The organism is Sagittula sp. MA-2 (assembly GCF_030126985.1).
Taxonomy (GTDB): Bacteria; Pseudomonadota; Alphaproteobacteria; order Rhodobacterales; family Rhodobacteraceae; genus Sagittula.
The window spans coordinates 168251-193143 of the sequence record NZ_CP126148.1 but is presented as its reverse complement, the minus strand read 5'-3'; the positions used below and the strand labels follow the sequence as shown (position 1 = coordinate 193143).

Annotated in this window: 22 protein-coding genes; 11 read left to right on the top strand and 11 right to left on the bottom strand. The window is 63.8% G+C overall.

Features of this window, described 5'->3' with window-relative positions; translation table 11 throughout:
• From rraA to QNI11_RS24440, 4 genes are all read right to left on the bottom strand, one after another.
• On the bottom strand, positions 1–528 hold the full coding sequence (gene rraA / locus QNI11_RS24455; protein WP_283983682.1) for a ribonuclease E activity regulator RraA: 528 nt from the start codon (positions 526–528) through the stop codon (positions 1–3).
• Entirely contained in the window at positions 525–2177 is a 1653-nt protein-coding gene (locus QNI11_RS24450) for an FAD-dependent monooxygenase (protein ID WP_283983681.1), read from the bottom strand. The genes rraA and QNI11_RS24450 overlap by 4 nt, the downstream gene beginning before the upstream one ends.
• 11 nt (positions 2178–2188) lie before the next feature.
• Positions 2189–3265, bottom strand: a complete 1077-nt coding sequence (locus tag QNI11_RS24445; protein ID WP_283983680.1) for a cupin domain-containing protein — start codon at positions 3263–3265, stop codon at positions 2189–2191.
• A gap of 179 nt (positions 3266–3444) precedes the next feature.
• A complete protein-coding gene (locus QNI11_RS24440) occupies positions 3445–3918 on the bottom strand; it encodes an Lrp/AsnC family transcriptional regulator (protein ID WP_283983679.1) in 474 nt (157 codons plus the stop codon).
• A gap of 125 nt (positions 3919–4043) precedes the next feature.
• Between QNI11_RS24440 and mdeB the strand changes: the two genes are divergently transcribed.
• The 4 genes from mdeB to QNI11_RS24420 are packed head-to-tail and all read left to right on the top strand — an operon-like array spanning position 4044 to position 9271.
• On the top strand, positions 4044–6716 hold the full coding sequence (mdeB, locus tag QNI11_RS24435; RefSeq protein ID WP_283983678.1) for an alpha-ketoglutarate dehydrogenase: 2673 nt from the start codon (positions 4044–4046) through the stop codon (positions 6714–6716).
• 8 nt (positions 6717–6724) lie between these two features.
• Positions 6725–7996: a 2-oxo acid dehydrogenase subunit E2 gene (locus tag QNI11_RS24430; protein ID WP_283983677.1), complete on the top strand. Its 1272-nt coding sequence runs from the start codon at positions 6725–6727 to the stop codon at positions 7994–7996.
• Positions 7997–8006: 10 nt separating this feature from the next.
• The gene (locus QNI11_RS24425) at positions 8007–8768 is read left to right on the top strand and encodes an FAD-dependent oxidoreductase (protein ID WP_283983676.1); all 762 of its coding nucleotides are present in this window, start codon (positions 8007–8009) and stop codon (positions 8766–8768) included.
• Positions 8726–9271: an FAD-dependent oxidoreductase gene (locus QNI11_RS24420; protein ID WP_306418241.1), complete on the top strand. Its 546-nt coding sequence runs from the start codon at positions 8726–8728 to the stop codon at positions 9269–9271. Before QNI11_RS24425 ends, QNI11_RS24420 begins: the two co-directional genes overlap by 43 nt.
• A 73-nt stretch (positions 9272–9344) precedes the next feature.
• Here the strand turns inward: QNI11_RS24420 and QNI11_RS24415 are convergent, their stop codons facing one another.
• The 7 genes from QNI11_RS24415 to QNI11_RS24390 form a co-directional block, all read right to left on the bottom strand.
• Positions 9345–9737, bottom strand: coding sequence for a sulfatase-like hydrolase/transferase (locus QNI11_RS24415; RefSeq protein ID WP_283983939.1), 393 nt, complete (start codon positions 9735–9737; stop codon positions 9345–9347).
• A gap of 78 nt (positions 9738–9815) precedes the next feature.
• Positions 9816–10601, bottom strand: a complete 786-nt coding sequence (locus tag QNI11_RS27785; protein ID WP_373418457.1) for a helix-turn-helix domain-containing protein — start codon at positions 10599–10601, stop codon at positions 9816–9818.
• Positions 10602–10672: 71 nt separating this feature from the next.
• Positions 10673–11293 (bottom strand): glutathione S-transferase family protein, encoded by a 621-nt coding sequence (locus tag QNI11_RS24410; protein WP_283983675.1) that lies wholly within the window; start codon positions 11291–11293, stop codon positions 10673–10675.
• 21 nt (positions 11294–11314) lie between these two features.
• On the bottom strand, positions 11315–12310 hold the full coding sequence (locus QNI11_RS24405; RefSeq protein WP_283983674.1) for an NAD(P)H-quinone oxidoreductase: 996 nt from the start codon (positions 12308–12310) through the stop codon (positions 11315–11317).
• A 23-nt stretch (positions 12311–12333) separates the two neighbouring features.
• On the bottom strand, positions 12334–14436 hold the full coding sequence (locus QNI11_RS24400; protein WP_283983938.1) for an FAD-dependent monooxygenase: 2103 nt from the start codon (positions 14434–14436) through the stop codon (positions 12334–12336).
• An 85-nt stretch (positions 14437–14521) separates the two neighbouring features.
• Positions 14522–15034 carry an Lrp/AsnC family transcriptional regulator gene (locus tag QNI11_RS24395; RefSeq protein WP_100931347.1) on the bottom strand — a complete coding sequence of 171 codons (513 nt, stop codon included), beginning with the start codon at positions 15032–15034 and terminating at the stop codon, positions 14522–14524.
• Positions 15031–15894 (bottom strand): VOC family protein, encoded by an 864-nt coding sequence (locus QNI11_RS24390; RefSeq protein ID WP_283983937.1) that lies wholly within the window; start codon positions 15892–15894, stop codon positions 15031–15033. Before QNI11_RS24390 ends, QNI11_RS24395 begins: the two co-directional genes overlap by 4 nt.
• 276 nt (positions 15895–16170) lie before the next feature.
• Here QNI11_RS24390 and QNI11_RS24385 point away from each other — a divergent pair, with 276 nt between their 5' ends.
• The 7 genes from QNI11_RS24385 (at position 16171) to QNI11_RS24355 (ending at position 24890) form a co-directional block, all read left to right on the top strand.
• Entirely contained in the window at positions 16171–17772 is a 1602-nt protein-coding gene (locus QNI11_RS24385) for an ABC transporter substrate-binding protein (RefSeq protein WP_283983936.1), read from the top strand.
• A gap of 122 nt (positions 17773–17894) precedes the next feature.
• Positions 17895–18878 (top strand): ABC transporter permease, encoded by a 984-nt coding sequence (locus QNI11_RS24380; RefSeq protein WP_100931373.1) that lies wholly within the window; start codon positions 17895–17897, stop codon positions 18876–18878.
• Positions 18875–19750: an ABC transporter permease gene (locus QNI11_RS24375; protein WP_373418470.1), complete on the top strand. Its 876-nt coding sequence runs from the start codon at positions 18875–18877 to the stop codon at positions 19748–19750. Before QNI11_RS24380 ends, QNI11_RS24375 begins: the two co-directional genes overlap by 4 nt.
• Positions 19747–21390: an ABC transporter ATP-binding protein gene (locus QNI11_RS24370; protein ID WP_283983935.1), complete on the top strand. Its 1644-nt coding sequence runs from the start codon at positions 19747–19749 to the stop codon at positions 21388–21390. The genes QNI11_RS24375 and QNI11_RS24370 overlap by 4 nt, the downstream gene beginning before the upstream one ends.
• A gap of 10 nt (positions 21391–21400) precedes the next feature.
• The gene (locus tag QNI11_RS24365) at positions 21401–23023 is read left to right on the top strand and encodes an aminotransferase class V-fold PLP-dependent enzyme (protein WP_283983934.1); all 1623 of its coding nucleotides are present in this window, start codon (positions 21401–21403) and stop codon (positions 23021–23023) included.
• Positions 23020–24351, top strand: coding sequence for an FAD-binding oxidoreductase (locus QNI11_RS24360; RefSeq protein WP_283983933.1), 1332 nt, complete (start codon positions 23020–23022; stop codon positions 24349–24351). The genes QNI11_RS24365 and QNI11_RS24360 overlap by 4 nt, the downstream gene beginning before the upstream one ends.
• A gap of 11 nt (positions 24352–24362) precedes the next feature.
• On the top strand, positions 24363–24890 hold the full coding sequence (locus QNI11_RS24355) for an L-2-amino-thiazoline-4-carboxylic acid hydrolase (protein WP_100931342.1): 528 nt from the start codon (positions 24363–24365) through the stop codon (positions 24888–24890).
• Positions 24891–24893 lie beyond the last annotated feature (3 nt).

Below are 24893 nucleotides of genomic sequence, written 5' to 3'. Positions count from 1 at the left end.
TCAGACAGGGGCCGGCGGCGATTGGGTTTCGACATCGAGAAAGTCGCGCGAGATCATCACTGCATCCTCGTCGCAATACGCCCAGTCCCCCGGCGCAATCCGCAACGCCCCGAACGCGATCTCTGTGCCGCGTTGTCCGTCTGTCGCAACCCATCCGCGCCGCGCCGTGGTGCCGAGCGCCTTCACACCGATGTCTACGGCATTGATCCCGACGCTGTCCCGGATCAGTCCATTTATGACCACGCCGACCCAGCCATTGTCAGCCGCAATCCCCGCAAGCCTGTCGCCCATGACTCCGACCCGCATCGAACCGCCGGCATCCACGACAAGGACCCGGCCATTGCCGGGGGTCGAGACCGCTTTCAGGACCGGCGTGTGATCTTCGAAGGTCGTCAGGGTCTCGACCTCTCCCCAGAAGCTCGGGCGTTGCCCGAACGACCGAAATTGCAGCGTCGAAACCTGAAGGCTTTCGGGATGTGCGTCGTAGAGGTCGGCCGTGCAGATGGGTTGTGAGCGGGGCTGGGTCATGAAAGCTCTTTCGTCTTGATCGTGGACTTTGCGGAAGGGGCCAGACGGCGGCCGCTGACGGTGGTCCAGACGTCCTCTGGGCGGTCCGGCAGGAGGTCGCCGCGCCAGCAGACGTGGCCGTCGGGTCGCACCAGCACGAAAGCGCATTCATACAGGCTACGCAGGTCTTTGTCGCGGTAATGGACCACCCGGACCGGGATTCCTAGTGCGTTGCCCGCTTGGGCGAATGCGTCGGCTCCCGTGCTGTCTTCGGTGACGACCAGTGTGAAGCCATGGCCGTAGTCGTCGAGGATCGAGCGGCCGTCTGCGAACTCGAAATGCGGGGCGCGCGATCCGGGGCGCGTGGTCGGGATATAGACCATGTGGTCATCCGGCCCTTCGAGACTGCCGTCCTCGACGATGATCGGCGATGCACGATAGCGGTGGCCAAGCTGGATGCCGGGAGTGACGAACTCACGCAGGCGCAGCGCGAACAGACGCTCGCGCATGGCGCTGCGGGCGGCGTCGCCGGCCTCGCTCTCCTCGTCGAGGATCGTATCAGGCTGCACCATATGGTCGAGCACGCGGTTGTTCGCCGCTTCGTTGGTGTTGCGGATGGCGATGGGGCGCCGTTCGGCCTCGTATGTATCGAGAAGCGCCTCGGGCGCCCAGCCCTCGCTGACGGCTGCGATCTTCCATCCGAAATCGACCGCATCGCCAAAGCCGGTGTTGGCGCCGAAGCCGCCCTTGGGCCAGCGCAGGTGTGCCGCGTCGCCCAGGATAAAGGCGCGGCCCTCGCGATAGCGTTCCGCCACGACACGGTGCCCGGACCAGGGCTGCGCCTGGATCACCTCGAAGTCGAGGTCCTCGCCGATCACCGAGCGCACCACCTCTGCCGGGTCGAGCTGTTCGACCTCTTTGGCATAGACCGACAGCCGCCATTCACCGGCACCGTCGACCGAGGTCAGGTAAGCCCGCCTTTCATCCTTGAGCGTGTGAACCTGCGCCATGCGGTGACCGAACATGGCGTCGATCCGGTCCGCCAGACCCGTGCAGCGGAAATAGGTGGCGAAGTTGTAGCCTTCGCCGAAGGTCCCGACAAAGCGGATGTCGAGCGCCTTGCGCACCGCGCTGCGACCGCCGTCACAGGCCGCCAGCCACTTGCCGCGAACGACGTAGCACTGACCGTCCGGCCCGGTGACCGTGCAATCGACGTGGCCGTCCGCCTGCGTGAAGGAGTCCAGTTTCGTTTGATAACGCAGGTCGCCGCCCCGGCGTTCGGCTGCCGCCCGCAGTGCCGGATCGAAGGCCTTCTTGGGATAGAAAAAGCCGCCCTCGGGCGAGTAGGGGTCTGCCTTCGGCGCATCAGAGTTGGATGTCCCGGTGAAAAGTGCCAGCGGTTCGCCCCCGATACTGGTGCAAAAGCCCATGTTTCGCGGCATGTCCTGGGGAAAGCCGTCGCCATAGCGCAGATCATCCGCGATACCCCATCTGCGCAGATGCTCCATCGTGCGCGAAAAGAAGTTCTCGCCCGCCGGGAACCAGAACTTCCCTTCACCCTGCTCGACAAGGATGTAGTCCACCCCGCGATAACCAAGCTCGTTGGCGAGGAAGAGGCCGACCGGCCCCGCTCCTATGATGACAACGGTTGTTTCGTCGATCCTGGTCATTCCGGCTCTCCTCATCCGCGCCGCTCGCCAACGGCTTCGCGGTAGAAGCCGAAGGCCTGAAGGATGGGGCGGTCGCTGTAGGAGAAGAGAACGGCCTCTCCGTCGATGCTCCAGTGTTCGTGCTCCATCCACGACGGTATCACGAAGGTATCGCCCTCTTGCCAGAGGATTTCCGTATCCCCGACGAGCGACCCGCCGCCGCCTTCGGCCACGTGGTAGATCGTGCTGGCGGTGTGGCGGTGCGACTTGGTGTGCTCGCCCTTGCGCAGCAGCTGGAGGTAGGCCGAGATGGTCGGGAGGGTGGGGCCACCGTTATGCGGGTTCACATACTGCAAGATGATGCCGTCATAGGGGCTGCCCTCGTCCTCGCGCAGAGCGTGCAGGTTGGCGCGGCTGTCGGTCCAGCGGTAGTTCAGGATCGGCGACTGGCGCGGTTCCTTCGGCTGTTCCCAAGCCGGTTTCATGCCGCGCCCCCATCTGTGAAGGCTGTCCTCGGTGTTGCGGAAAATCGGCTGGGTCTGCTTGTTGCCGTCCTCGTAATCCTCGAAGAAATTCGCATCGAGCAGGTTCACGAAGGGCAGATCCAGACCGTCGAGCCAGGCCATCGCACGGTCGGACTCGTTGCCGTGATCGTGCCATTTCCACGCGGGCGTGGTGACGAAATCGCCCTTCTTCATGACTGTACGTTCGCCGTCCACCGCCGTGTAGGCGCCTTCGCCCTCGATGATGAAGCGGTGCGCATTCGGCGAATGCTGGTGACTGTCCGCGATCTCTCCCGGCATCAGGAACTGGATGCCGGGAGAGATCATCCCGACGGTGCGGGCGCTCTTCTTGTCATAGCTCGGGTTGATCAACATCAGCACCCGGCGCTCGGCCTCTTGCGGGGTGATCAGATCGCCGCCACGCAGCATCATCGGCTTGATTTCGTTCCAACGCCAGATATGCGGCACGGCGGCGACGTTCGGCTCTGTCTGGGCGGCAGCACCGAGGTTGAGCCACAGCGGGATGATGCTCATCTTGTCCAGTTCGTCGTGGAAAGTGTCGCGCTGCGCCTGAAGATCGTTCGGGCGGTCGGTCATGGTCGGCATGATGTGGCTCCGTTGGTTGTTCGACTGGGTCGGAGAACACCCGTAATCCCCATGCCCCGGCCGAGGCGCTTTGGCGCCAACGGTCGACAGCCGACTACGCTCTCTCCACTTTCTGACAGCGTGCTGTCAAATAATCGAACGTCAATTTCTTCGGTCGGTCTGTTCGGAGCGCGAACAGGCTACGAGGCCATGCTGACCTCTGTCTTGTACTTGACCTGTTTGAGCGCAAAGCTGGACTTGATGTTCGCCACGCCTTCGATGGTCGAAATCTTCTGCACGATGAAGCGTTCGACCTCGGCATTGTCCCGCACGAGGATCCGCACGAGGTAATCGCTGTCTCCCGTCATCAGGTAGCACTCCATCACCTCGGGGAAGGCGTGCATCCTGGCCTCGAACGCTTCGAGCGCGCGTTCCACCTGCCGTTCGAGGGTGACCTGAATGAAGACGCTGACACCCAGCCCCACCCGGTCGGGATTGACCAGCGCGACATAGCGGTCGATCACGCCGGATTTCTCCAGGGCGCGCACACGCGCAAGACACGGGGAAGGCGACAGGCCGACCCGCTTCGCCAGCTCGACATTGCTTTGCCGGGCATCGTTCTGAAGCTCGGCCAGGATTTTTCCGTCGATCCTATCCAGCTCTTCTCGCGGCATGAATTGCTCCTCTGGTCGAATATTGCAGCACGCTATGCCGAAGAACGCAGCAAGCTCAAACGTTTTCAGCACCACCTGCGGCACGTTGATCAGTACGCTGCCAAAACGCAGGAGCAGGAGGAAGCATGTCCGAGTCGATCACCCATCAGGATGCAGATCCGGAAGAGACGCAGGAATGGCTCGACGCCTATCGGGCCGTATCCCAGGTGGGTGGCGGCGCACGGGCGAGTTTCCTGCTGGGCAAACTGGAAGAAGCTGCGCGGCGCGACGGTGTATTTGCGGGGGGCGGGCTGCCCTATTCCTCCTATCGCAACACGATCCCGCTGGCCAAACAGGGCGCCTATCCCGGTGATCTCGAGATCGAGGAGAAGCTGACCGCCATCATGCGCTGGAACGCGCTTGCGATGGTCGTGCGCGCGAACAAGGCTTACGGCGAACTGGGTGGGCACATCGCGTCATATGCTTCGGCCGCCGAGATCTTCGAGACCGGGTTCAACCACTTCTTCCGCGCGCCGTCCGACGGGTTCGGCGGCGATCTGGTCTATTATCAGCCGCATTCAGCGCCGGGGGTCTATTCCCGGGCCTTCCTCGAAGGGCGGCTGAGCGAGGGGCAACTGGCGAATTACCGGCAAGAGACCAAGGGGGGAGGGCTTTGCTCCTACCCTCATCCCTGGCTGATGCCGGATTTCTGGCAGTTTCCGACCGGCTCCATGGGGATCGGACCAATCAACGCGGTCTACCAGGCGCGGTTCATGCGATACCTCGAAGGGCGCGGGCTGGCCGAGACGGCGGGGCGTCACGTCTGGGGTGTTTTCGGCGACGGCGAGATGGACGAGCCCGAGTCGATCGCGGGCCTGACGCTGGCCGCGCGCGAGAAGCTCGACAACCTGACCTTCATCATCAACTGCAACCTCCAGCGGCTCGACGGGCCGGTGCGCGGCAATGGACAGATCATCCAGGAGCTGGAGAGCCTGTTCGTCGGCGCCGGCTGGAATGTCATCAAGGTGCTCTGGGGGTCCGAGTGGGACAATCTTTTCGGTCGGGATAGCGAACTGGCCCTTCTGCGCCGTTTTGCAGACACGGTGGACGGAGAGTACCAGGACCTGGGGTCCAAGGACGGGGATTACAATCGCAACAAGTTCTTTGACCGGGATCCGGCGACCCGCGCCCTGGTCGCCCACATGACGGACGCCGAGATCCACGCGCTCAAGCGCGGCGGGCACGACTTCCGGAAGCTCTACGCCGCTTTTGCCGCCGCCAAGGCGCACAAGGGCCGTCCGACCGTGATCCTTGCCAAGACCAAGAAGGGGTATGGCATGGGCAATGCGGGCGAAAGCCGGATGACCGCGCACCAGTCCAAGAAGCTGGACATGGAGGCGCTGGTCGCCTTCCGCGACCGTTTCAACCTGCCGCTGACCGAACGTGATCTGGAGGAGCTGCGGTTCCTCAAACCCTCCGCTGACAGCGCAGAGATGAAGTACTTGAACGAACGACGTGAGGCGCTTGGCGGGTACATGCCGCAACGCCGTCGGATGACGGACGATGCGCGCCGCATGAAGGTCCCGGCCGCCGACAGCTATGCCAAGTTCGCCCGCGCCGCGGATGGAAAGGAAATGTCCACGACCATGGCCTTCGTACGGATGCTGGGGGCGCTCCTGAAGGACAAAAGCTTCGGCCCCTCCATCGTGCCCATCGTCGCGGACGAGGCCCGGACCTTCGGCATGGACAACCTCTTCCGCCAGATCGGGATCTACGCGCCCGACGGCCAGCTTTATGAGCCCGAAGATGCCGGTTCGATGATGTACTACAAGGAGGCCAAGGACGGCCAGCTTCTCGAGGAAGGCATCACGGAGGCGGGGGCGCTGTCCTCCTGGGCTGCAGCGGGCACGGCCTATTCGGTCCACGACACGCCGTTGGTGCCCTTCTACATCTATTACTCGATGTTCGGTTTTCAGCGGGTCGGCGACCTGATCTGGGCCGCCGCCGACCAGCGGTCGCGGGGCTTCCTGATCGGGGCGACGGCGGGCAGGACCACCCTGTCGGGCGAGGGGTTGCAGCATCAGGACGGGACGTCCCATCTGTCGGCCAGCGCCATCCCCAATTGCCGCGCCTACGATCCGGCCTTTGCCGGTGAGCTTGCGGTGATCCTCGACCACGGCATGCGCCGGATGATGGAGGAGCAGCGGGACGAGTTCTATTACATCACCGTGATGAACGAGAACTACGCCCAGCCCGACCTGAAACCGGGGGCGGAGGAGGACATCATCAAGGGGATGTACCTTTTCGACCGGCGTGGCGACGCAAAGGCCGAAAACCGCATCCGTCTGGTCGGCTCCGGCACGATCCTGAATCAGGTCGTCGCCGCAGCGGACGTTCTGGCGGCGGATTACGGCATCGCCGCCGACATCTTCAGCGCCACCAGCTGGAGCGAGCTTGACCGGGACGCCCGCGCGGCGGACCGCGACCGCCGCTTCGGCACCGACGCGCGGGAAAGCCACGTGGCGAAGATGCTCAAGGGCGGCATGCCGGTGATCGCGGCCAGCGATTATGTCCGCGCGGTCCCGGGCCTGATCGCGCCATACGTCGACGCACCGATGACCATCCTCGGCACCGACGGCTTCGGCCGGTCCTCGAACCGGGTGAACCTGCGCGACTTTTTTGAGCTGGATGCCAAGAACATCGCGCTCGCGGCCATCGCAGCCATGGTCAAGGCCGGGCACATCGAGCCCAAGGTCCAGGCCGAGGCGATCCGGAAACTCAACGTGGACACGGGCGCTGCCGCCCCGTGGACCCTGTGAGGTCCGCCATGAGCAAAGTGATCGAACTGCGCGTCCCCGATATCGGCGATTTCAAGGATGTCGAGATCATCGAAATCCCGGTTGGTCCGGGCGACACCATCCAGACCGACGACACGGTGATCGTTCTTGAGAGTGACAAGGCGACACTGGATGTTCCCTCCGAGCGGGGAGGCAAGATCACCGAACTGAAAGTTTCGGTCGGGGATACGGTCAGCCAGGGCAGCGTGATCGCCCTGATCGAGGTCACGGATGATGCGGCGCCGGCCACCCGCGCGCCCGAGCCGGAGAAACCGGCGACTCCCCCGGAGGCAGCCAAAGCCGACCCGGCCCCTGCCGCGGTCCAGCCCGCTGCGCCCGCCGCGGCGGCTACGGATCGTCCGGCCCATGCCTCTCCGTCGATCCGCAAGATGGCACGAGAGCTGGGCGTCATCATCGGCGATGTTCCCGGCACGGGTCCGAAAGGGCGGATCACGCGCGAGGATCTGAACAGGTTCGTCAAACGCGCCGTGTCCGGTGCGGGCCCTGCGCCCGCTGTCGGTCCGGGTGTCGGGGGCGACCTGCCGCCCTGGCCCGAGGTGGATTTCGAGGCCTTCGGCCCGGTGGAGCGCGTGCCGCTCAGCCGCATCCGCAAGATCTCGGGCCCCAACCTGGCGCGGAACGCCATGGTCATCCCGCATGTCACCAATTTCGAAGAGGCCGATGTCACCGAAACCGAAGCCTTTCGCAAGGCGGCCAATGACGAGGACCCCGAGGCTGCCAAACTGACGATGCTGGCCTTTGTGGTCAAAGCCTGTGTGTCGGCGCTCAAGGCCTACCCCGAGTTCAATTCATCGCTCGATGGCGATCATGTGGTGGTCAAGAAATACCACCATATCGGTGTCGCGGCGGACACGCCGGGCGGGCTGGTTGTGCCGGTCATCCGGAATGCCGACACCAAGTCTCTGCGCGAGATAGCGGGCGAGATGAAGGACCTTGCCGGCAAGGCGCGGGTCGGAAAGCTGGGGCCGAAGGACATGCAGGGCGCGACCTTCACGATCTCGTCTCTGGGCGGCATTGGCGGGACCAATTTCACGCCGATCATCAACGCCCCCGAAGTGGCGATCCTCGGCCTGACCCGCGCCGCGATCCAGCCGAAATGGGATGGCGCGGCGTTTCAACCCCGTCTGGTCCAGCCGATGAGCCTCAGCTGGGATCACCGGGTCGTCGATGGCGTCGCGGCAGCCAAGTTCCTTGTCCACGTGCGCGACGTCCTGTCGGACTTCCGCCGCATCAGCCTATGAGGGGAGGACCATGGCGGTTCAGGTCAAGGTCCCCGATACGGGCAACGCAAGCGATGTCACCGTGGCCGAAATCCCGGTTTCAGTCGGCGACCTGGTGGCGGCTGCAGATGACGTAGCACTTCTGAAAAGCGACAAGGCGGTCATGGAAATCCCGGCGGGCACTGCGGGACGCATCCGCTCCATCGATGTGGCGGTTGGCGATGTGGTGCAGACGCGGCAGAGACTGATGACACTGGAGCCTTTAGGAGAAAAACCGGCACCGGAATCCACGCCGGTAACCGACCCTGCCGATGGCGTGGCGCAGTTCTTGGTCCTCGGCGGCGGTCCCGGCGGCTACACGGCCGCGTTCCGCGCCGCCGACCTTGGGCTGGACGTCACGCTGATCGACTCGCGTGCCACGCTTGGCGGGGTTTGTCTGAACGTCGGATGCATCCCCTCCAAGGCGCTCTTGCACCTGGCCAAGGTGATTGACGAGACGAGACACGTAGGCGAGGCCGGTCTGACCTTCGGCGCCCCGCAGGTCGACCTCGACGGTATCCGCGCCTTCCGGGACCGCACGACGGGGCGGCTGATCTCTGGGCTTGCCGGGCTCGCTAAGCGCCGCAAAGTGCGGGTTGTGACAGGGGAAGGGGCCTTCACCGGGCCGAACGAGATCGAGGTGCGTGGCCCCTACCTAGGGCGCCGAGACGATCCGCGTTCAGAACGCCATCATCGCCTGCGGTTCGAAACCTGTGGGCCTGCCATTTCAGCCCGACGATCCCATGGATCATAGCAAGCACCGGCGCGCTGGCGCTGGAGGACATCCCGGAGCGGCTGCTTATAATCGGCGGCGGAATCATCGGTCTGGAGATGGCGGAGGTCTACCACGCACTGGGCAGCAGGCTCACGGTTGTCGAGACTATGGGCAAGATCATCCGCAGCGCCAGTTGCTCGATAAGCGCGTGCCTCACCCCGGCCCTCTGCAGGCCGTCCCACAGATTTCCCGTCTCGCCCGGGTCCCGGGCCGGATGCTTCGGCTCGTGGTTGTCGTTGCCCACCGACAGGGTCAAGGGCCAGTCGCGCGTCACGAGCGACCGCATGACCAGAGCGTTCTTCATACCCAGGATCGGGCTTTGCGACTCTTCCTCGATCAGCAGGCCGTCCGGTTCGGATATTGCCGCGTCGAAAAGGTCCCGCCTCTGTGCGCCCGAGAAACGGTCAATACCGGCGGCCGCCAGAATGGTGTGTCCGATATCCAGCGAACTGGCCAGATCCTTGCGAAGCTTGCCCGCCTGATCACGGCAGCGCCGATCCGACCAGATGAACGGTCCCCGCGAAACCCCGACATTGTGGATCCCGAACTTGAGCATCAGCCGGTAGTCGCCAAGGTTTCCCCATGGTCGGAGTTGAAGACAACGATGGTGTTTTCGTATTCGCGCGTCGCCTTGAGGTTTTCGATCAAACGGCCGATCTGGTCGTCGAAGAAGTTTATCAAGCCAAGCGTCAAGGCGATGACGGCGCGGGCTTTCTGTTCGCTGACGGCGAAGGCAAGCTGATGCGCGCGTTTGGCGGTGCGTTGTGCCAGCTGCTTACGCAGCCTTTGTACTGGCAGCGGCAAACGGTTGGCGAAGTTGTCCGGCAGGGTGATCTTTTCGGGCCGGTACATTCTGAAATAGGGGTCGGGAACGACAAACGGATGGAGCGGATCGGGAAAGGAGACCGAGGCGAAGAACGGAGTGCCACCCGGTTCACGCCCGTCCAGCCATGTCCAGGCCCGGTCAGCGATGCAATGCGTTGACCATTGTTCGGGCTTGTGAGGCGAATACCAGGTCTGGGGGTGTCATATTCCAGCTTGGGAAATCCGTTCTCGCGCCCACGCTCCGCGTCGATGCCGTTGAGTTGGGTGCGCCCCCCCCCGCCGACGGCGTCGCCGTGGTTGGTGGCAAGAACGATACGTTCGAACCCGTAGTACGGCGTCTCGACATGGTGACCTGGGTTTGACCAACTTGTCGGCATCTCCCGCCTGTAGGCCAATCCTTCGCGCCGGGGCTGGGCGCTTTGAAGGACAGGTGGCAGGGGGACCCGGCCTTGCGGCTGGTGGGCTCGACAGGTCGGCGGGATCCCCTGCTGCACGGGCAATGGTCAGCATGGCGGCCTGTTCATCCGGGGCGCTGAAGGCCAGAAAGGCGCGCCCCGATGCCGTTCGCAGAAGAGGAAGCGGGACACCGACCATGCTGCGCGCCAGAGACATCGGGCTCAGCGTGTTCGTTGTCTCCCGGGTGAACATCCTGCCCGCTTCATAAGAGCAGACGTCGATCGGGCATGCGATCTCCGCGGCCAGTCGCCCGATGGTCGGACCCGCCACAGAGCCAAGCCGCTTTCCGGTGACGCCGCGCGCCAAGAGCCAGGCGCTGTCGGCGACGCGAAACCGCGAGTCCGTCGCACTGCCCTCCACATATTGCAGCTCTTCCAGCGTCTCGAGAATTCGATAGACGGAGCTTCTTGGCAGACCGAGTGATATCGCCAGTGCAGTTGGACGCGCCCCGTCGCTCTTGTTGAGTCCTTCCAGCAACGCAAGGCCGCGTTCTAGAGCACGAATTCCGCTTTCGGTTTTCGGCTCTTTCACGGTCCTGCGTTGCGACCCGCCGGGAGCGTAGAGCGCCAGGGGATGTCCCGTTCCCGAGCACTACCGCCTCTTCAGATGAGCTCTTCCAATCGCATCGCCCTTTGTGCCGCGGGCCGCGCCGACATGCTGTCGAAGTATGCGATCAGGTTCTCGGGCAGGTCGAGCTTCAACCGCGCAACGCCCCAGAACATGGTATAGAACAATGCGGCGTCCGCGATGGTCAAACGGTCGCCCGTGATGAAGGGATTGTCGCCCAGTTGGGTGGACAGGAAGCCGGCGGCTTTGGTGACGATGTCCCTGCCGTTGTTTTGGACCCACTCAAGGTCGGCCTCGTTGGGGGTGAATTTTTGTGGCCGCAGAATTCGGGAAAAGCCCTGCATGTGCATCGTGGCGACGATGTAGTCGAGGGTCTCCATGATGCGCAGTTCCTGTTCGAAACTGTCCGGCGCAAAGCGATCCTTGGCATAGGTCTGGCTCAACCAGTGGGCGATCACGCCGAACTCGGTCAACAAGGACCCGTCGGGGCGCAGGATGGCCGGAACCTTGGACTTTGGGTTCACCTTGACATAGGCGTCCCTGAGTTGGTCGCCGTTCTTGATGTGAATGGGAATGCCTTCGTACTCGACGCCGATTTCCTCGATCAGGAAGTGGATCCCGAGCGAACAGGCGCCGGGGGAATAATAGAACTTCACAGGTGACCTCCCTTGTTTGCGTCAGTCGTGGTCGACCTTAAGCATGATTTTTCCGATATGGGCATTCTCTTCCATCATCGCGTGGGCCTTGGCGGCCTCGCGGAGATCGAAGGTGGCGGCGATGGTCGGGCGGACCTTGTCGCCCAGCAGCGGCAGCACGTCGCGGCGGATCTGTTCGGCCACGCGGGCTTTGCGATCAACCGGCAGCGGGCGCAGAAGCGACCCGGTTATGCGCAGCCGCTTGGCCATGATGTCCCGCAGCGGCAGCGCAAGCTCCGCGCCGCCACCGCCCGAAAGATGCGCGATCTGACCGTCGGCGGCCATCATCTGAAGATCCTGTTCCAGATGTGCGCCGGCGGATACGTCGAGCAAGGCCGCAATGCCCTGACCGGCGGTCGCGTGCAACACGTGGGTGGCCAAATCTTCATCGCGGTAGGAAAACGCGTCATGCGCCCCAAAGCCTTTGGCGGCGGCGACCTTCGTTTCTGTTCCGGCGGTTGCGATGACCCGATACCCAAGGGCCGACATCGCCTGAAGCGCGATATGCCCGACGCCGCTGGTGCCGCCATGGATCAGCGCAAACGCGTCTTTCTCGAACTTCATGAGATGGAAGAAATTCCACCATGTCGTGAAAGCCGCTTCCGGGAAGCCCGCCGCCTCGATGTCGGAAAGCGTATCGGGCGCAGTCAGGACGAGTTGCTGGTCGGCCACCACGTACTGGCCATAGCCGCCCCCCTGGACCAGAGCCATGACGTGCTCTCCGATGCGGGCGTTTTCAACACCATCTCCTACGGCGGCAATTGTCCCGCAGACCTCGAGGCCAGGAATGGCCGTACCGTCGCTGTGGCGTCCACTCGACCTTTGATGAATGTCATGCCGGTTGATGCCGGCGGCGCTGACCCGGATCAGCACCTGACCCGCACCCGGAACGGGCACCTCGACCGTCCTTGGTTCCAGAACCTCGGGGCCCCCCGCGGCGGTGATGACAATTGCGGTCTGGGTTTCAGGCACGTCCATAGTCTTCGCGATCCTCGGTTTGGTCATGCGGAGGCGGTCACGTCGGACCGCGAAACTGCGTGCGCGAGAGCATCGTGGAGGTCGCGCGCATTGCCGACGCTTGGCGACCTCCAGGCGACGTGCCCATCCGGCCGGATCAGGACAGCGCCATCCGTCGAGATACCGTAAAGCTGGCACCAGGTTTCCACGTCCGCCTCTACCTCTTTGCCGATCCGGAAGGCCTTTAGCGGGAGGCCCAAAGCCACGGCGGCAGAGCTTGCCGTGTCTGACCAGCCCTCTGCGTTTGGCCCGGCCAATAGCGTGAAATGGCCGATGTCGAAGAGGTCCAGAAGGGACGTGTCCGGGTTGTCACCTAGCGTCAGATGTGGCGCACGGTGACCGGGCCGGGCCGTCGGCCGGTATTCGGTGACGGAAAACTCTGGCTCCGGCGTTCCGTCCGGAGTGATGAGGTCGGATTCGTATTGGTATCCGAACGTCTGTCCCGGATAGTCGAAATGCGCCCGCTGTTCGGGGATGCCTTCGGCCAGCTTGGCGCGGTTCGCCGCGCCTTCAGGGCCTTCAAGGTTTGCCAAGAGCGCGCTTTCGTTTGCCAGCATCCCCGAGAGGCCCTTCTTGACCATCGCCACGGCATTTCGTGCACTTTGCTCGACGTTGAACTTCGCAACGGGCCGTCGTTCGATATTGTAGGAGTCCAGCAGGCTTGCCGGCGCGACCCCGCGCAGGACGAGGTTGAGTTTCCATGTCAGGTTCTGCACGTCAGCGACCCCGGTGTTCATGCCCTGGCCCCCGGTCGGGGGAAGCGGATGCGCCGCGTCTCCTGCCAGGAACACCCGGCCAGAGGTCATGGTGTCGGCAATACGCGCCTGCATCCGCCAGGGCATCACGTTCATGATCTCGATCGGAATGGCCGGATCGCCGATGACTGCGCGCAGAATCTTCAGGCAGCGGTCCGCCGTGAAATCGTCGCGGGACTCGTTCTCGGAGTATCCGAAATTATACGTCCAGCGCGTCCGGCCATCGAGCGATATTAGAACGCCCGAGGTCGTCGCATTGTAGATCCAGTACAGCAGATACGGGCGCGTCTCGACGAGGTCCCATAGGTCGGCGTGGAAATAGATGCCGATCTGCTGACCGATGGAACGGCCCTCCATCCCGATGCCGACCCGGTCGCGTGAAAAGCTGCGCGGCCCGTCGGCGGCGATCACGTACTTCGCTTGCGTCCGTCCGGTGTCGCCCGAGGTCGTCTCCCAGCTGAGGGTCACCCCTGTCTCGTCCTGTTCAAGCTCTGTGATCCGATGGCCGAAATTGGTCTGCACGCTGTCGTAGGCTTCCGCGTGTTCGCGCAGAACGGGTTCGAGCACGTCCTGAGGGCAGGATCTCTTGAAGACCGGGCTTTGCGACCGTTCGATGCGCGCCCACTCGGGATTGCCGCGCGTTTCGATGACGCCGATCTGATCGCCGGCCAGACTGGTGACGAACCCGATACCGGCATGCCGCTCCAAAGGCAGAGAGACGGCAACCACCATCGTTGGATCGTGCGCGGCAAGGGCCGCCATATGATCGGGGCCGTTGTAGGCGACCTTCAGGAACTGGGGGCACTCGCATGGGCAGATGCTGGCCAGCAGGCGGATGATGCAATCTGTGACAAAGGCGCGGGTCTGTTCCGGGGTGACGGCGCCGGCCAGGTTGGGGTTGAGAACTTCGAGAAAGCGCCTCACCCCGGCCGTGCGCGCCTCGTGCCGGAACGCCGCGTAGCTTTCCAGCGCGCGGGCGTCGGCCTCGGCTTCATCGTTGAAGGTGAAAAGGTCATAGAGATCACCGCCACTTCTCGCAGGCCGCGGGAAGCCCACGAAGGACCCGCTAAGAGTGATAAGTGCGCGGTGCCACCGGGCAAAGTGCCGAGAGTGCCCAGATAGCCGGGCTCCGGCAGCAATCTTTGACAAAAGGATAACTCTAACGGCCGTCGCAGAGTTTTTTGCGGCCGCCGCCAGTCTTGGGCCTCTCATATGGCCTTGAGGAAAGTTACCGGTGGCCCCGTTCAGGGCATGTCTGGCAGCGCTGCGGTCTTTGGTGAAGCCGCGTAACTGCGCTGCAGTGCGTTCTCCGGCCTGCCAGATGTGAGACACACGCCGTCGCCTGAAACCTATGGCCGCGTGCATGAGCAGTGGGATATCGACCGACCTAAGCAGAAAGTTCCTGATCCAAAGACGTTTACAGGTACTTGGTCGGGACGGCCGTAGTGAACTTCATTTCTTCCATGGAGATCATGCCATTGACCATCGTGAAATCCAATTTGTCGACCATCCGTTTGTAGACCGCGTCATAGGCGGTCACGTCGGGGACCACGACCTTCAGAATATAGTCCACTGTGCCGGTCAGGCGGTAGGCCTCGATGATTTCGGGGATCTCGTCGATCAGGGTCCGGAAGCGGTCTATCCAGTCCTTTTCGTGGCGCGGCGTGCTGATGCCGATGAAGACCGTCATCGGCACTTTTGCCATGGCGTGATCGACGATGGCCACGCGCTTGGAGATCAGGCCCGCCTCCTCCATGCGCTTGATCCGCCGCCAGCACGGGGTCGGCGTCAAACCGACGGCTTCGGCAATGACACTGATCGGCACGTCGCTGTTGACCTGTATCATGTCGAGGATCTTGCGGTCGAGTGCGTCGAACGTGATCTGGTCAGACGGCTTCGCGGGAGTGCGTGTCGTCTTCGGCTGGGTCATTGTGCGACGAACTCGACAATTGTGCCTGCGGCATGGGCCGGGCCCACTGCCGTGCCTTGATCAGTCTTGATCCACGGGATTCCGGCAGCATCCAGCACCTCACGCGCCGTGTCCCCGTCGTGCACTTTCACCTGCAGGACGTCGAACGCTCCGTTGGGCAGGGCATCGAGATCCAGTCCCCGGTATTTTTCTGCCAGGACATCTGGCGTTAGGAGTGTCAGGTGGGCGGAGTTCTCGCCGGTGAGTACGACGACGCCATCGTCAGCGGTCGTCACCTGACCATTCGCCCAAAGCCGGGCAAAGCGTTCGGCATCCTCTTGCGGTGTATCGCTCTTTGCGACGACTCCGGCGAGCCCGCAGGCGGTGTTGGCGTGGTCGAGGAGTTCCGGCAGCCAAACGGTGTCCGGGGTCCGGTGCTGGCACATGAAGACGGTGCCGCGGGGCACCTCTTCGGGTGCGAAATGGAGGATTGAGAACGCCGCAACCCCCGTGCTGCCGCCGGGCAGATCGACCGGCCGTTCGAAGTCGTTGAGGCCGACCGTGGCGATGCCCATTGCGTCAAGGGCGGCCTTGGCATCCCGTGCGTCCTTGATGCGACAGGCGATGGCGTGCAGACCCTCGCCGCTTTCGCGGAGCTTTTCCTGCAGCCGCACATTGCCGGGTGTTTCACGCAGCAAGCCAAGGAGCTCATAGTAATCGTCCGGAAACATGATGGTGTAGTTGGCCGATCCCTTTTCCTCGGAATGCAGGCCGCGCGGGGACAGCGTGAAGCCAAGCGCCCGGAACGTGTCGGCGGCGGCGTCCAGATTCGAGACCAGGCTGAAGCAATGGTCGATACCGAGACTGGGATGGGACATCATGTGCACTCCTTACACCAATAGGACGTTCAACGGCCGACCCGGGCAACAGTTCTGGGTTTCCAAACCCTTGAGCCGACCAACGATTCGTTGCGTTCACGATAGCCAATAGAGGCATCCGAGCAAATGAAATCTATGAATGTTGGATTTTGAGGCATGGCTATCTAATTATGCCGGTATGTGTGGTTAAATCTTGACAGTAATGGCGCAGATTGCGCAAGCTGGATGCGGTATCGGCCGTTTGGCCGCAAGACAACTTGATCCTCGGGGAGTGGACGCATGAAGAAATTCTCAGGACTGAAGTGCACAGTGGCCTTTGGCTGCGCCTGGCTCGGCCTTGGCGCCGGCGTTGCGCTGGCGCAGGATGAGGAGCCGAAGCGCGGCGGCACGCTGGTCGTACACATGGCCAGCGAACAGCGCACGCTGAACCCGGCGCTGCGCGCCTCGACCGGGGTGTACGAAATCAGCGGCAAGATCATCGAGCCGCTGATCGACCGCAGCTATGACGGCTATGTGCCGGTGCTGGCGACGGAATGGTCCTCGACCGAGGATGGCAAGCAGATCACGGTGAAGCTGCGCGAAGGCGTCAACTGGCATGACGGCGAAGCGTTTCAATGCGATGACGTGGCCTTTACCGCGATGAACATGTGGAAGGAATTGCTGAACTATTCCTCCTCGCTTCAGGCCAACCTCGAGTCGGTCGACTGCCCCGATCCGCATACAGCGGTGTTCAACTATTCCAAACCCATGCCGCTGGAGCTGTTCGTCGCGGCGATGCCCGATCTGGGTCACCCGGTGCCCAAGCATCTTTTCGAGGGCACGGACATCCTCAAGAACGAGTTCAACACCGCGCCGGTCGGCACCGGTCCGTTCAAGTTCGTCGAATACGAGCGGGGGCAATATGTCATGGCCGAGCGGAACGACGACTACTGGCGTGGCGAGGAATATCCCTATCTCGACCGGATCGTCTGGCGGTTCATCCGTGACAAGTCTGCGGCGGGTGCGGCGCTTGAAGCCGGGGAAATCCACGAATCCGGCTTTATCGGTATCTCGATGGCCGATGTAGAGCGGCTGTCCAACGATGATCGTTTCGACGTCGGCACCAAGGGCTACGAAAACAACGTCGCCCACTCCACCATCGAGTTCAATCATCGCAACCCGATCCTGGCCGACGTGAACGTACGGCGGGCGATCTATCACGGCCTCGACATTGACTTTGCGATCGAGAACATCATGCGCGGCTTTGCCAAGCCGGGCCGGGGGCCGGTGCCGTCGACGGGCGGCGAGAATTACACCGACGACGTGCCGACCTATCCCTACGACGTGGAGAAGGCCAAGCAGATGCTGGACGAGGCCGGTTTTCCCGTGAAAGAGGATGGCTTCCGCTTCAAGCTGCGCCATCGTCCGGCGCCGTGGGGAGAATACACCCAGCTTTGGGGTGAGTACTTTGCCCAGGCGATGAAGGAGCTGGATATCGACGTCGAGCTGCTGAACAACGACGCGCCCGGCTTCCTCAACGGCGTCTACCGTGACCACGACTTCGACACGGCGAATGGCTGGCACCAGTTCCGGTCCGACCCGGCCGTCTCGACCATGGTGTGGCTGCGTTCCGGTCTGCCCGAGGGCAGCCCCTGGACCAACCAGTTCGGCTGGAAGGATGAGACTGTCGATACGCTGATCGACGACGCGGCATCGGAACTGGACCCGGAAAAGCGGGCCGAGTTGTATCACGAGATCCAGCGCCGTGCGATGGAAGAGCTGCCGGTGATCTTTGCCATCGAGCATCCGTTCATCTCGGTCACCAACAAGAAGCTGCAGAACCACCACAACACGCCGCGCTGGAATTCCAGCAGCTGGTATGACCTCTGGATCAAAGAGTAACCATCCAGACCCGGGGCAGGGCCGTCAGTGGCCCGCCCCATTTTGCCTCTGTTTCTCCGGTCATATCGAACCCGAACCGCGGCGCGAAGCGCGGCGGTGCTCAGGAAAGCTCTGCTATGTCCTTGCCAATCCCTCCGATCCTTTCTTACGCACTGAGGCGTCTGATACAGGCCGTGCCGGTGATCATCCTGATCATGATCGGCACCTTTCTGCTATTGAAGCTTGCCCCCGGAGATACGGTCGATGCGCTGGTCGGTGACATGGGCGGGGCCGATGCCGCCTTCATCGAGCGTCTGAGGGCCGAGTACGGTCTGGACCAGCCGGTCTGGGTGCAGCTCTGGCGCTACATGGCCAAGCTCGCGAGTTTCGATTTCGGATGGTCCTTCGTTTATGAACAGCCCGTCTCGACTGTCCTGATGGACCGGCTTGGCGTGACGCTGCTGCTGATGGCCACGTCCTTGGGTGTCGCCTTCATCGTGGGTATCACGCTGGGTGCGATCGCCGCGCGACGCGCCTATTCGGCGACCGACAACCTGATCTCGACGCTCGGACTGATCTTCTACGCGACCCCCAGCTTCTTCCTGTCGCTCATGATGATCCTGCTTTTCTCGGTCAAGCTTGGCTGGCTGCCGGTGGGCGGCATCAAGACGATCACCGGGTTCTACACCGGCTGGGATCATGTCGTGGACGTCGCCCGCCACCTCGTCATGCCGACCCTCGCACTGTCGCTCATCTACCTGTCCTTCTACCTGCGGCTGATGCGCGCCTCGGTGCTGGAAGTGGCCGATCTGGACTACGTGCGCACCGCAAAGGCCAAGGGCGCGGGCGAAACCCGGCTGATGGTCCACCACATCATGCGCAACGCTCTTCTTCCCGTGGTGACGCTGCTGGGCCTGCAATTCTCGACCGTTCTCGGCGGGTCGGTTGTCGTCGAGACGATCTTCTCGCTGCCGGGGCTCGGGCAACTGGCCTACCAGTCGGTGATCCAGCGCGACATGAACACGCTGATGGGGATCATCTTCCTATGTTCGATCATCGTGGTCGTGGTGAACTTTGCCACCGACCTTCTCTATGCGCGTCTCGATAGCAGGATCCAGTTGAAATGAGCCTTGGCGCAACCGAACTCCCGCCCCCCGAGCCGTCCCGCGCCGTGGTCCTCTGGCGCCGGTTCCGTCGCAACCGCGCCGCCTTGCTGGGCCTGATCCTCTTTGCGGTCGTCGTCGCCATGGCGCTGCTGGCCGGGGTGATCGAACCCGACGATCCTCTGGCCCGCGCCGGTGCGCCGCTGACCCCGCCCTTCGTGGATGCGGCGGTGCCCCTCGGCACCGACCAGCTTGGCCGCGACATCCTGGCCATGCTGTTCTACGGCGCGCGCATCTCGCTTCTGGTCGGCGTCGTGGCGACGCTGATCTCCATTGCCATCGGCATCCTGATCGGCGCCCTGTCGGGCTACTTCGGTGGCTGGGTCGATGACGTTCTGATGCGGATCACCGAGGCGTTCCAGACGGTCCCCAGCTTCGTGCTGCTGCTGACGCTGGTGGCGATCCTGGGTTCAAAGATCGAATGGATCGCGCTGGCTATCGGCATCGTGAGCTGGACCGCTCCCGCACGCATGGTCCGGGCCGAGTTCATGGCCCTGCGCGACCGGGAGTTCGTCGATGCGGCGCGCAATCTGGGCGTCTCGCACACGGCGATGATCTTCAAGGAGATCATGCCGAACGCGATCCCGCCCATCGTGGTCTACGCCTCTGTGGTCATGGCGCTGTCGATCCTCCTGGAAAGTGCCTTGGCCTTCCTCGCGCTCGGCGATCCCAACTACGCAAGCTGGGGCAACATGATCGGGCAGGGGCGGGCGGTTCTGCGCAGCGCCTGGTACTGCGCGGCCATCCCCGGCATCGCTATCATCCTGACCGTCTTGTCCTTCTCTCTGCTGGGCGAGGGGCTCAACGACGCACTGAACCCGAGGCAGAAGAAATGAAGGACTCCGTACCCGCCCTGAAGATCGAGGATCTGCGCATCGCACTGCCCAAAGGCTCCGACCGGCCCTATGCGCTCGACGGGCTGAGCCTCGAGGTGAAGCGGGGCGAGGTGGTCTGCCTCGTCGGCGAAAGCGGCTCCGGCAAGTCGCTCACCGCGGGCGCGATCATGCGCCTGCTGCCCGAACCGCATGTCCATGTCGCCGGCGGTGCGATCTCGGTTCAGGGGCAGGACATGCTGTCCAAGACCGAGGCCGAGATGCGCAAGATCCGCGGAGATCTGGTGTCGATGATCTTCCAGGAGCCCATGACGGCGCTCAATCCGCAGAAGACCGTGGGCTGGCAGATGGACGAGGTCCTGCGCCTGCACACGGACCTGTCGCGCAAGGCGCGGCGGGCGCGCGTGCTCGAACTGCTCGGGCGGGTGCATATCCCCGACCCGGAGTCGGCCTACAATGCCTATCCGCATCAGGTGTCCGGCGGCCAGCGTCAGCGCGTGATGATTGCCATGGCGCTCTCGCTTTCACCGGGCCTCATCATCGCGGACGAACCGACCACGGCGTTGGACGTGACGACGCAGTTGCAGATCCTGAAACTGATCCGCGAATTGCAGGACGAAGAGGGCGCCGGCGTCCTTTTCATCACCCACGATTTCGGTGTGGTGGCCCAGATCGCCGATCATGTGGTTGTCCTTCAACAGGGCGAGATGGTCGAGTCCGGCCCGGCAAGTCAGGTGCTGAATGCGCCGAGCCACCCCTATACCAAAGCCCTGATCGGCTCGGTCCCGGCGTTGATCCCGCCGCCGCCGAAATCCTTCGAAGGTGCGCCGGTGGTGCTCAAGGGCACGCACCTGAAAAAGACCTTTGCCGCGCGCGGCGGGTTCTTCAGCGGCAAGCGCCGCTCGGTGACGGCTGTCAACGACCTGACCTTCGAGTTGCGCAAGGGCGAAACCCTTGGCGTGGTGGGGGAAAGCGGGTCGGGCAAAACGACGGTCTCGCGCATCGTGACCCGCCTGCTCGAGGCGGACTCCGGCGCCGTCGAACTGGACGGCACGGATCTGCTGGCCTGCACCCCGCGCGAGATGCGGGCGATGCGCAAGCATGTGCAGATGGTTTTCCAGGACCCCATGGCCTCGCTCAACCCGCGCAAGCGTGTGGTCGACCTGATCGCGCAGGGTCCCATCGTGCACGGCGCCGATCCCGCCAAAGCCCGCGCCGAGGCGCGCGACCTGCTGGAACTGGTGGAGCTGTCGCCTGCCGCGGCCACGCGCTTTCCGCACGAGTTTTCCGGCGGGCAGCGGCAGCGCATCGGCATTGCCCGCGCCCTCGCGCTGCGCCCTAAGGTGATCGTCGCGGACGAGCCGGTCTCGGCGCTGGACGTCAGCGTTCAGGCGCAGGTGCTGCGCCTGCTGGCCGATCTGCGCGACCAGATGGACCTGTCGCTGCTGTTCGTCACGCACGACCTGCGGGTGGCGGCACAGCTTTGCGACCGGATCATCGTCATGCAGCGCGGCGAAATCGTCGAAGCGGGCGAGACCGCCGCCGTCTTCGCCGATCCGCAGCACGAATATACGCGCAACCTTCTGTCTTCCATTCCGGGGCGGGACTGGACGCCGCCCCGCATCGAAACAAACGCCGCCTGAGGTAACTTGTATGACTGTCGAGATCACAGACATTCGAAAATCGCTGATCGGGGAAGGCACTCCGATCCCCGGGCCCTTCGGTCCGCGGGGTCTGATCTACGCCGACTACGTCGCGTCCGGGCGTTCGCTCACCTTCATCGAGGATGCGATCCGGACCCATGTAATGCCGTTCTACGGCAACACCCACACCGAAACGTCCTTTACCGGGCGCCGCACCACCCAGCTGCGCGAGATGGCCCGCGCCGCAGTGCGCCGCGCGGTGGAGGCCGATGATGGTCACGCGGTGATCTTCACCGGGTCGGGCGCGACGGCGGCGGCGGACAAGCTGGTGCGCGCCTTGTTGCTGCGCGGACTAGACAAGCGGTCAGTCGTCTTTGTCGGCCCCTACGAGCACCATTCCAACGATCTGCCGTGGCGCGAATCCGGGGCCAGCATCGAGCGTATCCCGTTGAACACGGACGGCGCGATTTGCCTGGAAACGCTGGAAGCGCGGCTCGCGGCCCACCCGGACGCCCCCCTGAAGATCGGAGCCTTCGCCGCGGCTTCGAACGTCACCGGCGTGGTCAGCGACCTGCGCGGCATCGCGCGGCTGATGCATGCGCAGGGCGGCTGGTGCGTGGCCGATTTCGCCGCCGCCGGTCCCTACATGCAGATTTCGCTGGCCGAAAGCGCCCCCGGTGCGGCGGACCGCATCGACGCGGCCTTTGTGTCCCCGCACAAGTATGCGGGCGGGCCCGGCGCCTCGGGATTGCTGATTGCGGACCGGACCTTTCTCGACACCGGACGGCCGACAGTGACCGGCGGCGGGACCGTGTCCTACGTTACCGAAAACCACCATGAATACGTCACGAACCCCGAACGGCGCGAAGAAGGCGGGACACCCGCGATTATCGAGAACATACGCGCGGGCATGGTTCTTGCGCTCAAGCGCACGGTCGGTGAGGACAAGGTCGAGAAACGCGAACTGGCCATGACAGAGCAGATGGAATGCGCCCTGCGCGCCATCCCGGGGTTGGAACTGCTGGGGCCTGTCGGCGCTGCACGGGTGGGGATCTTCTCCTTCAACCTGCGGGTCGGCGGGCGGATGCTGCATCACAACTACGTCGTCGCCTTGCTCAACGATCTGTTCGGCATTCAGGCGCGCGGCGGGTGTTCCTGTGCGGGACCTTATGGCCACCATCTCCTGGGCATCGACCGGGAGACCACGGAACGCCACGAACGCGAAGTACAGCTTGGCTATTCCGCCTTCCGCCCCGGCTGGGCCCGGCTGGGGGTGAACTGGTTCTTCGAAGAGGCGGACGTGGATCGCATCGCGCGGGCGGTTGAATTCGTGGCGCGGCACGGGCTGGCGCTGCTGCCACTGTACAGGCTGGACCTGAAGGATGGTGTCTGGCGCGCCCGTGCCGGCGTTGCCGATACGCCGCCCGCACGGTTTTCGGACCTGTGGGACGGCGATGCGGCCCCGACCGGCGAGGCCCCCGATTTCGAGGTCGCGATGGCAGAGGCCAAGGCGCTCCTGTCAAAGGTTCCCACCGATCCGGAGCAGCTTCAGATGACAGCGGAACAAGAGGAGCTGCGCTGGTTCTGGTTGCCGCATGAGGTCGCGCGCGCGGTCGAGATGGAGCAGGCATGATGCGCGACGACGCCGCTTCGCATCGACAGCCAATGGTGCAGTTTCCGCCCTCTCTCTGGGCGCAGACGGCACCGCCTCGGGACGTCGCCCCTGCCGCCACCGGCACGATCGAGACCGACATCGCCATCATCGGTGCCGGGTTCACCGGCCTGTCGGCCGCCATCGAGGCGGCGCGGCGTGGTCACTCCGTCACCGTGCTCGAGGCACAAGCCGTGGGTTGGGGGGCCTCGGGGCGCAACAACGGGCAGGTGATCCCGGTCCTTACGGCGGCAGAACCGGACGCCTGGGTCGCGCGATATGGCGATGCCGGGAGACGCGTGGTCGATCTGATCGGCAATTCCGCCGATACCCTGTTCGATCTCGTCCGCGAGTTCGGGATCGACGCCGAAGCAGAACAGACCGGGTGGTTCCAGCCGGCGCACAGCCCGGGTCGTGTGGCGCTGTCACGCAAGCGGGTCGAGGCCTGGCAACGCTTCGGCTTTCCCGCGCAGTTGCTGTCGGCAGAAGACTCCGCCGAGATGCTGGGCAGCGATTTCTGGTATGGCGGCATGTTCAATCCCACGGGCGGACACATCAATCCGCTGGCGCTTGCGCGCGGCATGGCCCGCGCCGCCGAAGGTCTGGGCGTGACCATCCACGAAACCAGCCCGGTCGACAGTTACCAACGCGAGGGCGCGTCTTGGGTGCTGCGCACCGACCGTGCGACGGTCAAGGCGCGGGCGATGATCCTGGCCACGAATGCCTACACCGGCGAGGTGAAACCGCGCCTTGCCCCGCGTATCGCGCGCTCGCTCATTCCGGTGCTGAGCTGGCAGATGTCGACCGAGCCGTTGGGAGACAACCTGCGCGGCCGGATTCTGCCGGGACGGCAGGCCGTGTCGGACACCCGTGGCGATCTGCGGTTCTTCCGCTACGACGCGCGCAACCGGCTCATCACCGGCGGCGCGGTGATCGGACCGCACGACGTGGCGGGCCGGGTGCAGCGCAAGGCCGCGCGCAGCCTGGCCGAGGCCTTTCCCGAGCTGGGCACTCCGACAATGACCCACGTCTGGTCGGGCTACATCGGCATGAACTGGGACCGCTTCCCTCGCGTGCACCAGATCGGACCGGACGGCTGGGCCTGGGCCGCCTGCAACGGGCGGGGTGTCGCCTTCGGCACCGCCATGGGCCGAGAGCTGGCCCGCGCCGTGACCGGCACCGATCCGCGCGAACTGGCGCTCCCGGCGACCGATCCGCAACCCTTTCCGATACAGGGCGTGTTGCGTCACATCGCGCCCGCCTACCTTGCCTGGCTCAAGCGCAAGGATCTGAGCGAACCGAAATCATAGGACCAGAGGCAATGACTGACACAACCGACACAACCACCGCACCGGACAGCACCTCGGCGACGGGCGTTCACGACATTCCGATCCTCCTGCGTCGGCGGATCGAGGCGATGATCCTGAAGCACGTGCTGGACGTCATCACCGAACGCTCGGGCCGTAAGGAGGCCGAGGCGGTGATCGGAGAGACATGCTCCCGCTCCGCCATCGAGCAGGGCAAGCAACTGGCCGAGCAACTGGGCCACGCCCCCGACCTGACGGATTTCGCCGCGATCCAGCCGAACTGGACGCGCGAAGACGCGCTGCGGATCGACACGCTGGAAGCCACCGAGGAAAAGCTCGACTTCAACGTCACGCGCTGCCGCTATTCCGAGATGTACAAGGAAATGGGTCTCGGCGACATCGGCCACCTGCTGTCCTGCAACCGGGACGGCGATTTCTGCATCGGCTACAACCCGCAGATCGAACTGACCCGCACACAGACCATCATGAAGGGCGCAAGCCACTGCGATTTCCGTTTCCGCATGAAGAAAGAGGACAGCTGAACC

Bases quoted from the DNA above. Each gene is read 5' to 3' on its own strand.
- mdeB (WP_283983678.1), top strand. From the start codon at position 4,044: ATGTCCGAGTCGATCACCCATCAGGATGCAGATCCGGAAGAGACGCAG.
- QNI11_RS24440 (WP_283983679.1), bottom strand. From the start codon at position 3,918: ATGCCGCGAGAAGAGCTGGATAGGATCGACGGAAAAATCCTGGCCGAG.
- QNI11_RS24355 (WP_100931342.1), top strand. From the start codon at position 24,363: ATGACTGACACAACCGACACAACCACCGCACCGGACAGCACCTCGGCG.
- QNI11_RS24360 (WP_283983933.1), top strand. From the start codon at position 23,020: ATGATGCGCGACGACGCCGCTTCGCATCGACAGCCAATGGTGCAGTTT.
- QNI11_RS24430 (WP_283983677.1), top strand. From the start codon at position 6,725: ATGAGCAAAGTGATCGAACTGCGCGTCCCCGATATCGGCGATTTCAAG.
- rraA (WP_283983682.1), bottom strand. From the start codon at position 528: ATGACCCAGCCCCGCTCACAACCCATCTGCACGGCCGACCTCTACGAC.
- QNI11_RS24390 (WP_283983937.1), bottom strand. From the start codon at position 15,894: ATGATGTCCCATCCCAGTCTCGGTATCGACCATTGCTTCAGCCTGGTC.
- QNI11_RS24385 (WP_283983936.1), top strand. From the start codon at position 16,171: ATGAAGAAATTCTCAGGACTGAAGTGCACAGTGGCCTTTGGCTGCGCC.
- QNI11_RS24450 (WP_283983681.1), bottom strand. From the start codon at position 2,177: ATGACCAGGATCGACGAAACAACCGTTGTCATCATAGGAGCGGGGCCG.
- QNI11_RS24395 (WP_100931347.1), bottom strand. From the start codon at position 15,034: ATGACCCAGCCGAAGACGACACGCACTCCCGCGAAGCCGTCTGACCAG.
- QNI11_RS24425 (WP_283983676.1), top strand. From the start codon at position 8,007: ATGGCGGTTCAGGTCAAGGTCCCCGATACGGGCAACGCAAGCGATGTC.
- QNI11_RS24405 (WP_283983674.1), bottom strand. From the start codon at position 12,310: ATGGACGTGCCTGAAACCCAGACCGCAATTGTCATCACCGCCGCGGGG.
- QNI11_RS24370 (WP_283983935.1), top strand. From the start codon at position 19,747: ATGAAGGACTCCGTACCCGCCCTGAAGATCGAGGATCTGCGCATCGCA.
- QNI11_RS24375 (WP_373418470.1), top strand. From the start codon at position 18,875: ATGAGCCTTGGCGCAACCGAACTCCCGCCCCCCGAGCCGTCCCGCGCC.
- QNI11_RS24365 (WP_283983934.1), top strand. From the start codon at position 21,401: ATGACTGTCGAGATCACAGACATTCGAAAATCGCTGATCGGGGAAGGC.
- QNI11_RS24445 (WP_283983680.1), bottom strand. From the start codon at position 3,265: ATGCCGACCATGACCGACCGCCCGAACGATCTTCAGGCGCAGCGCGAC.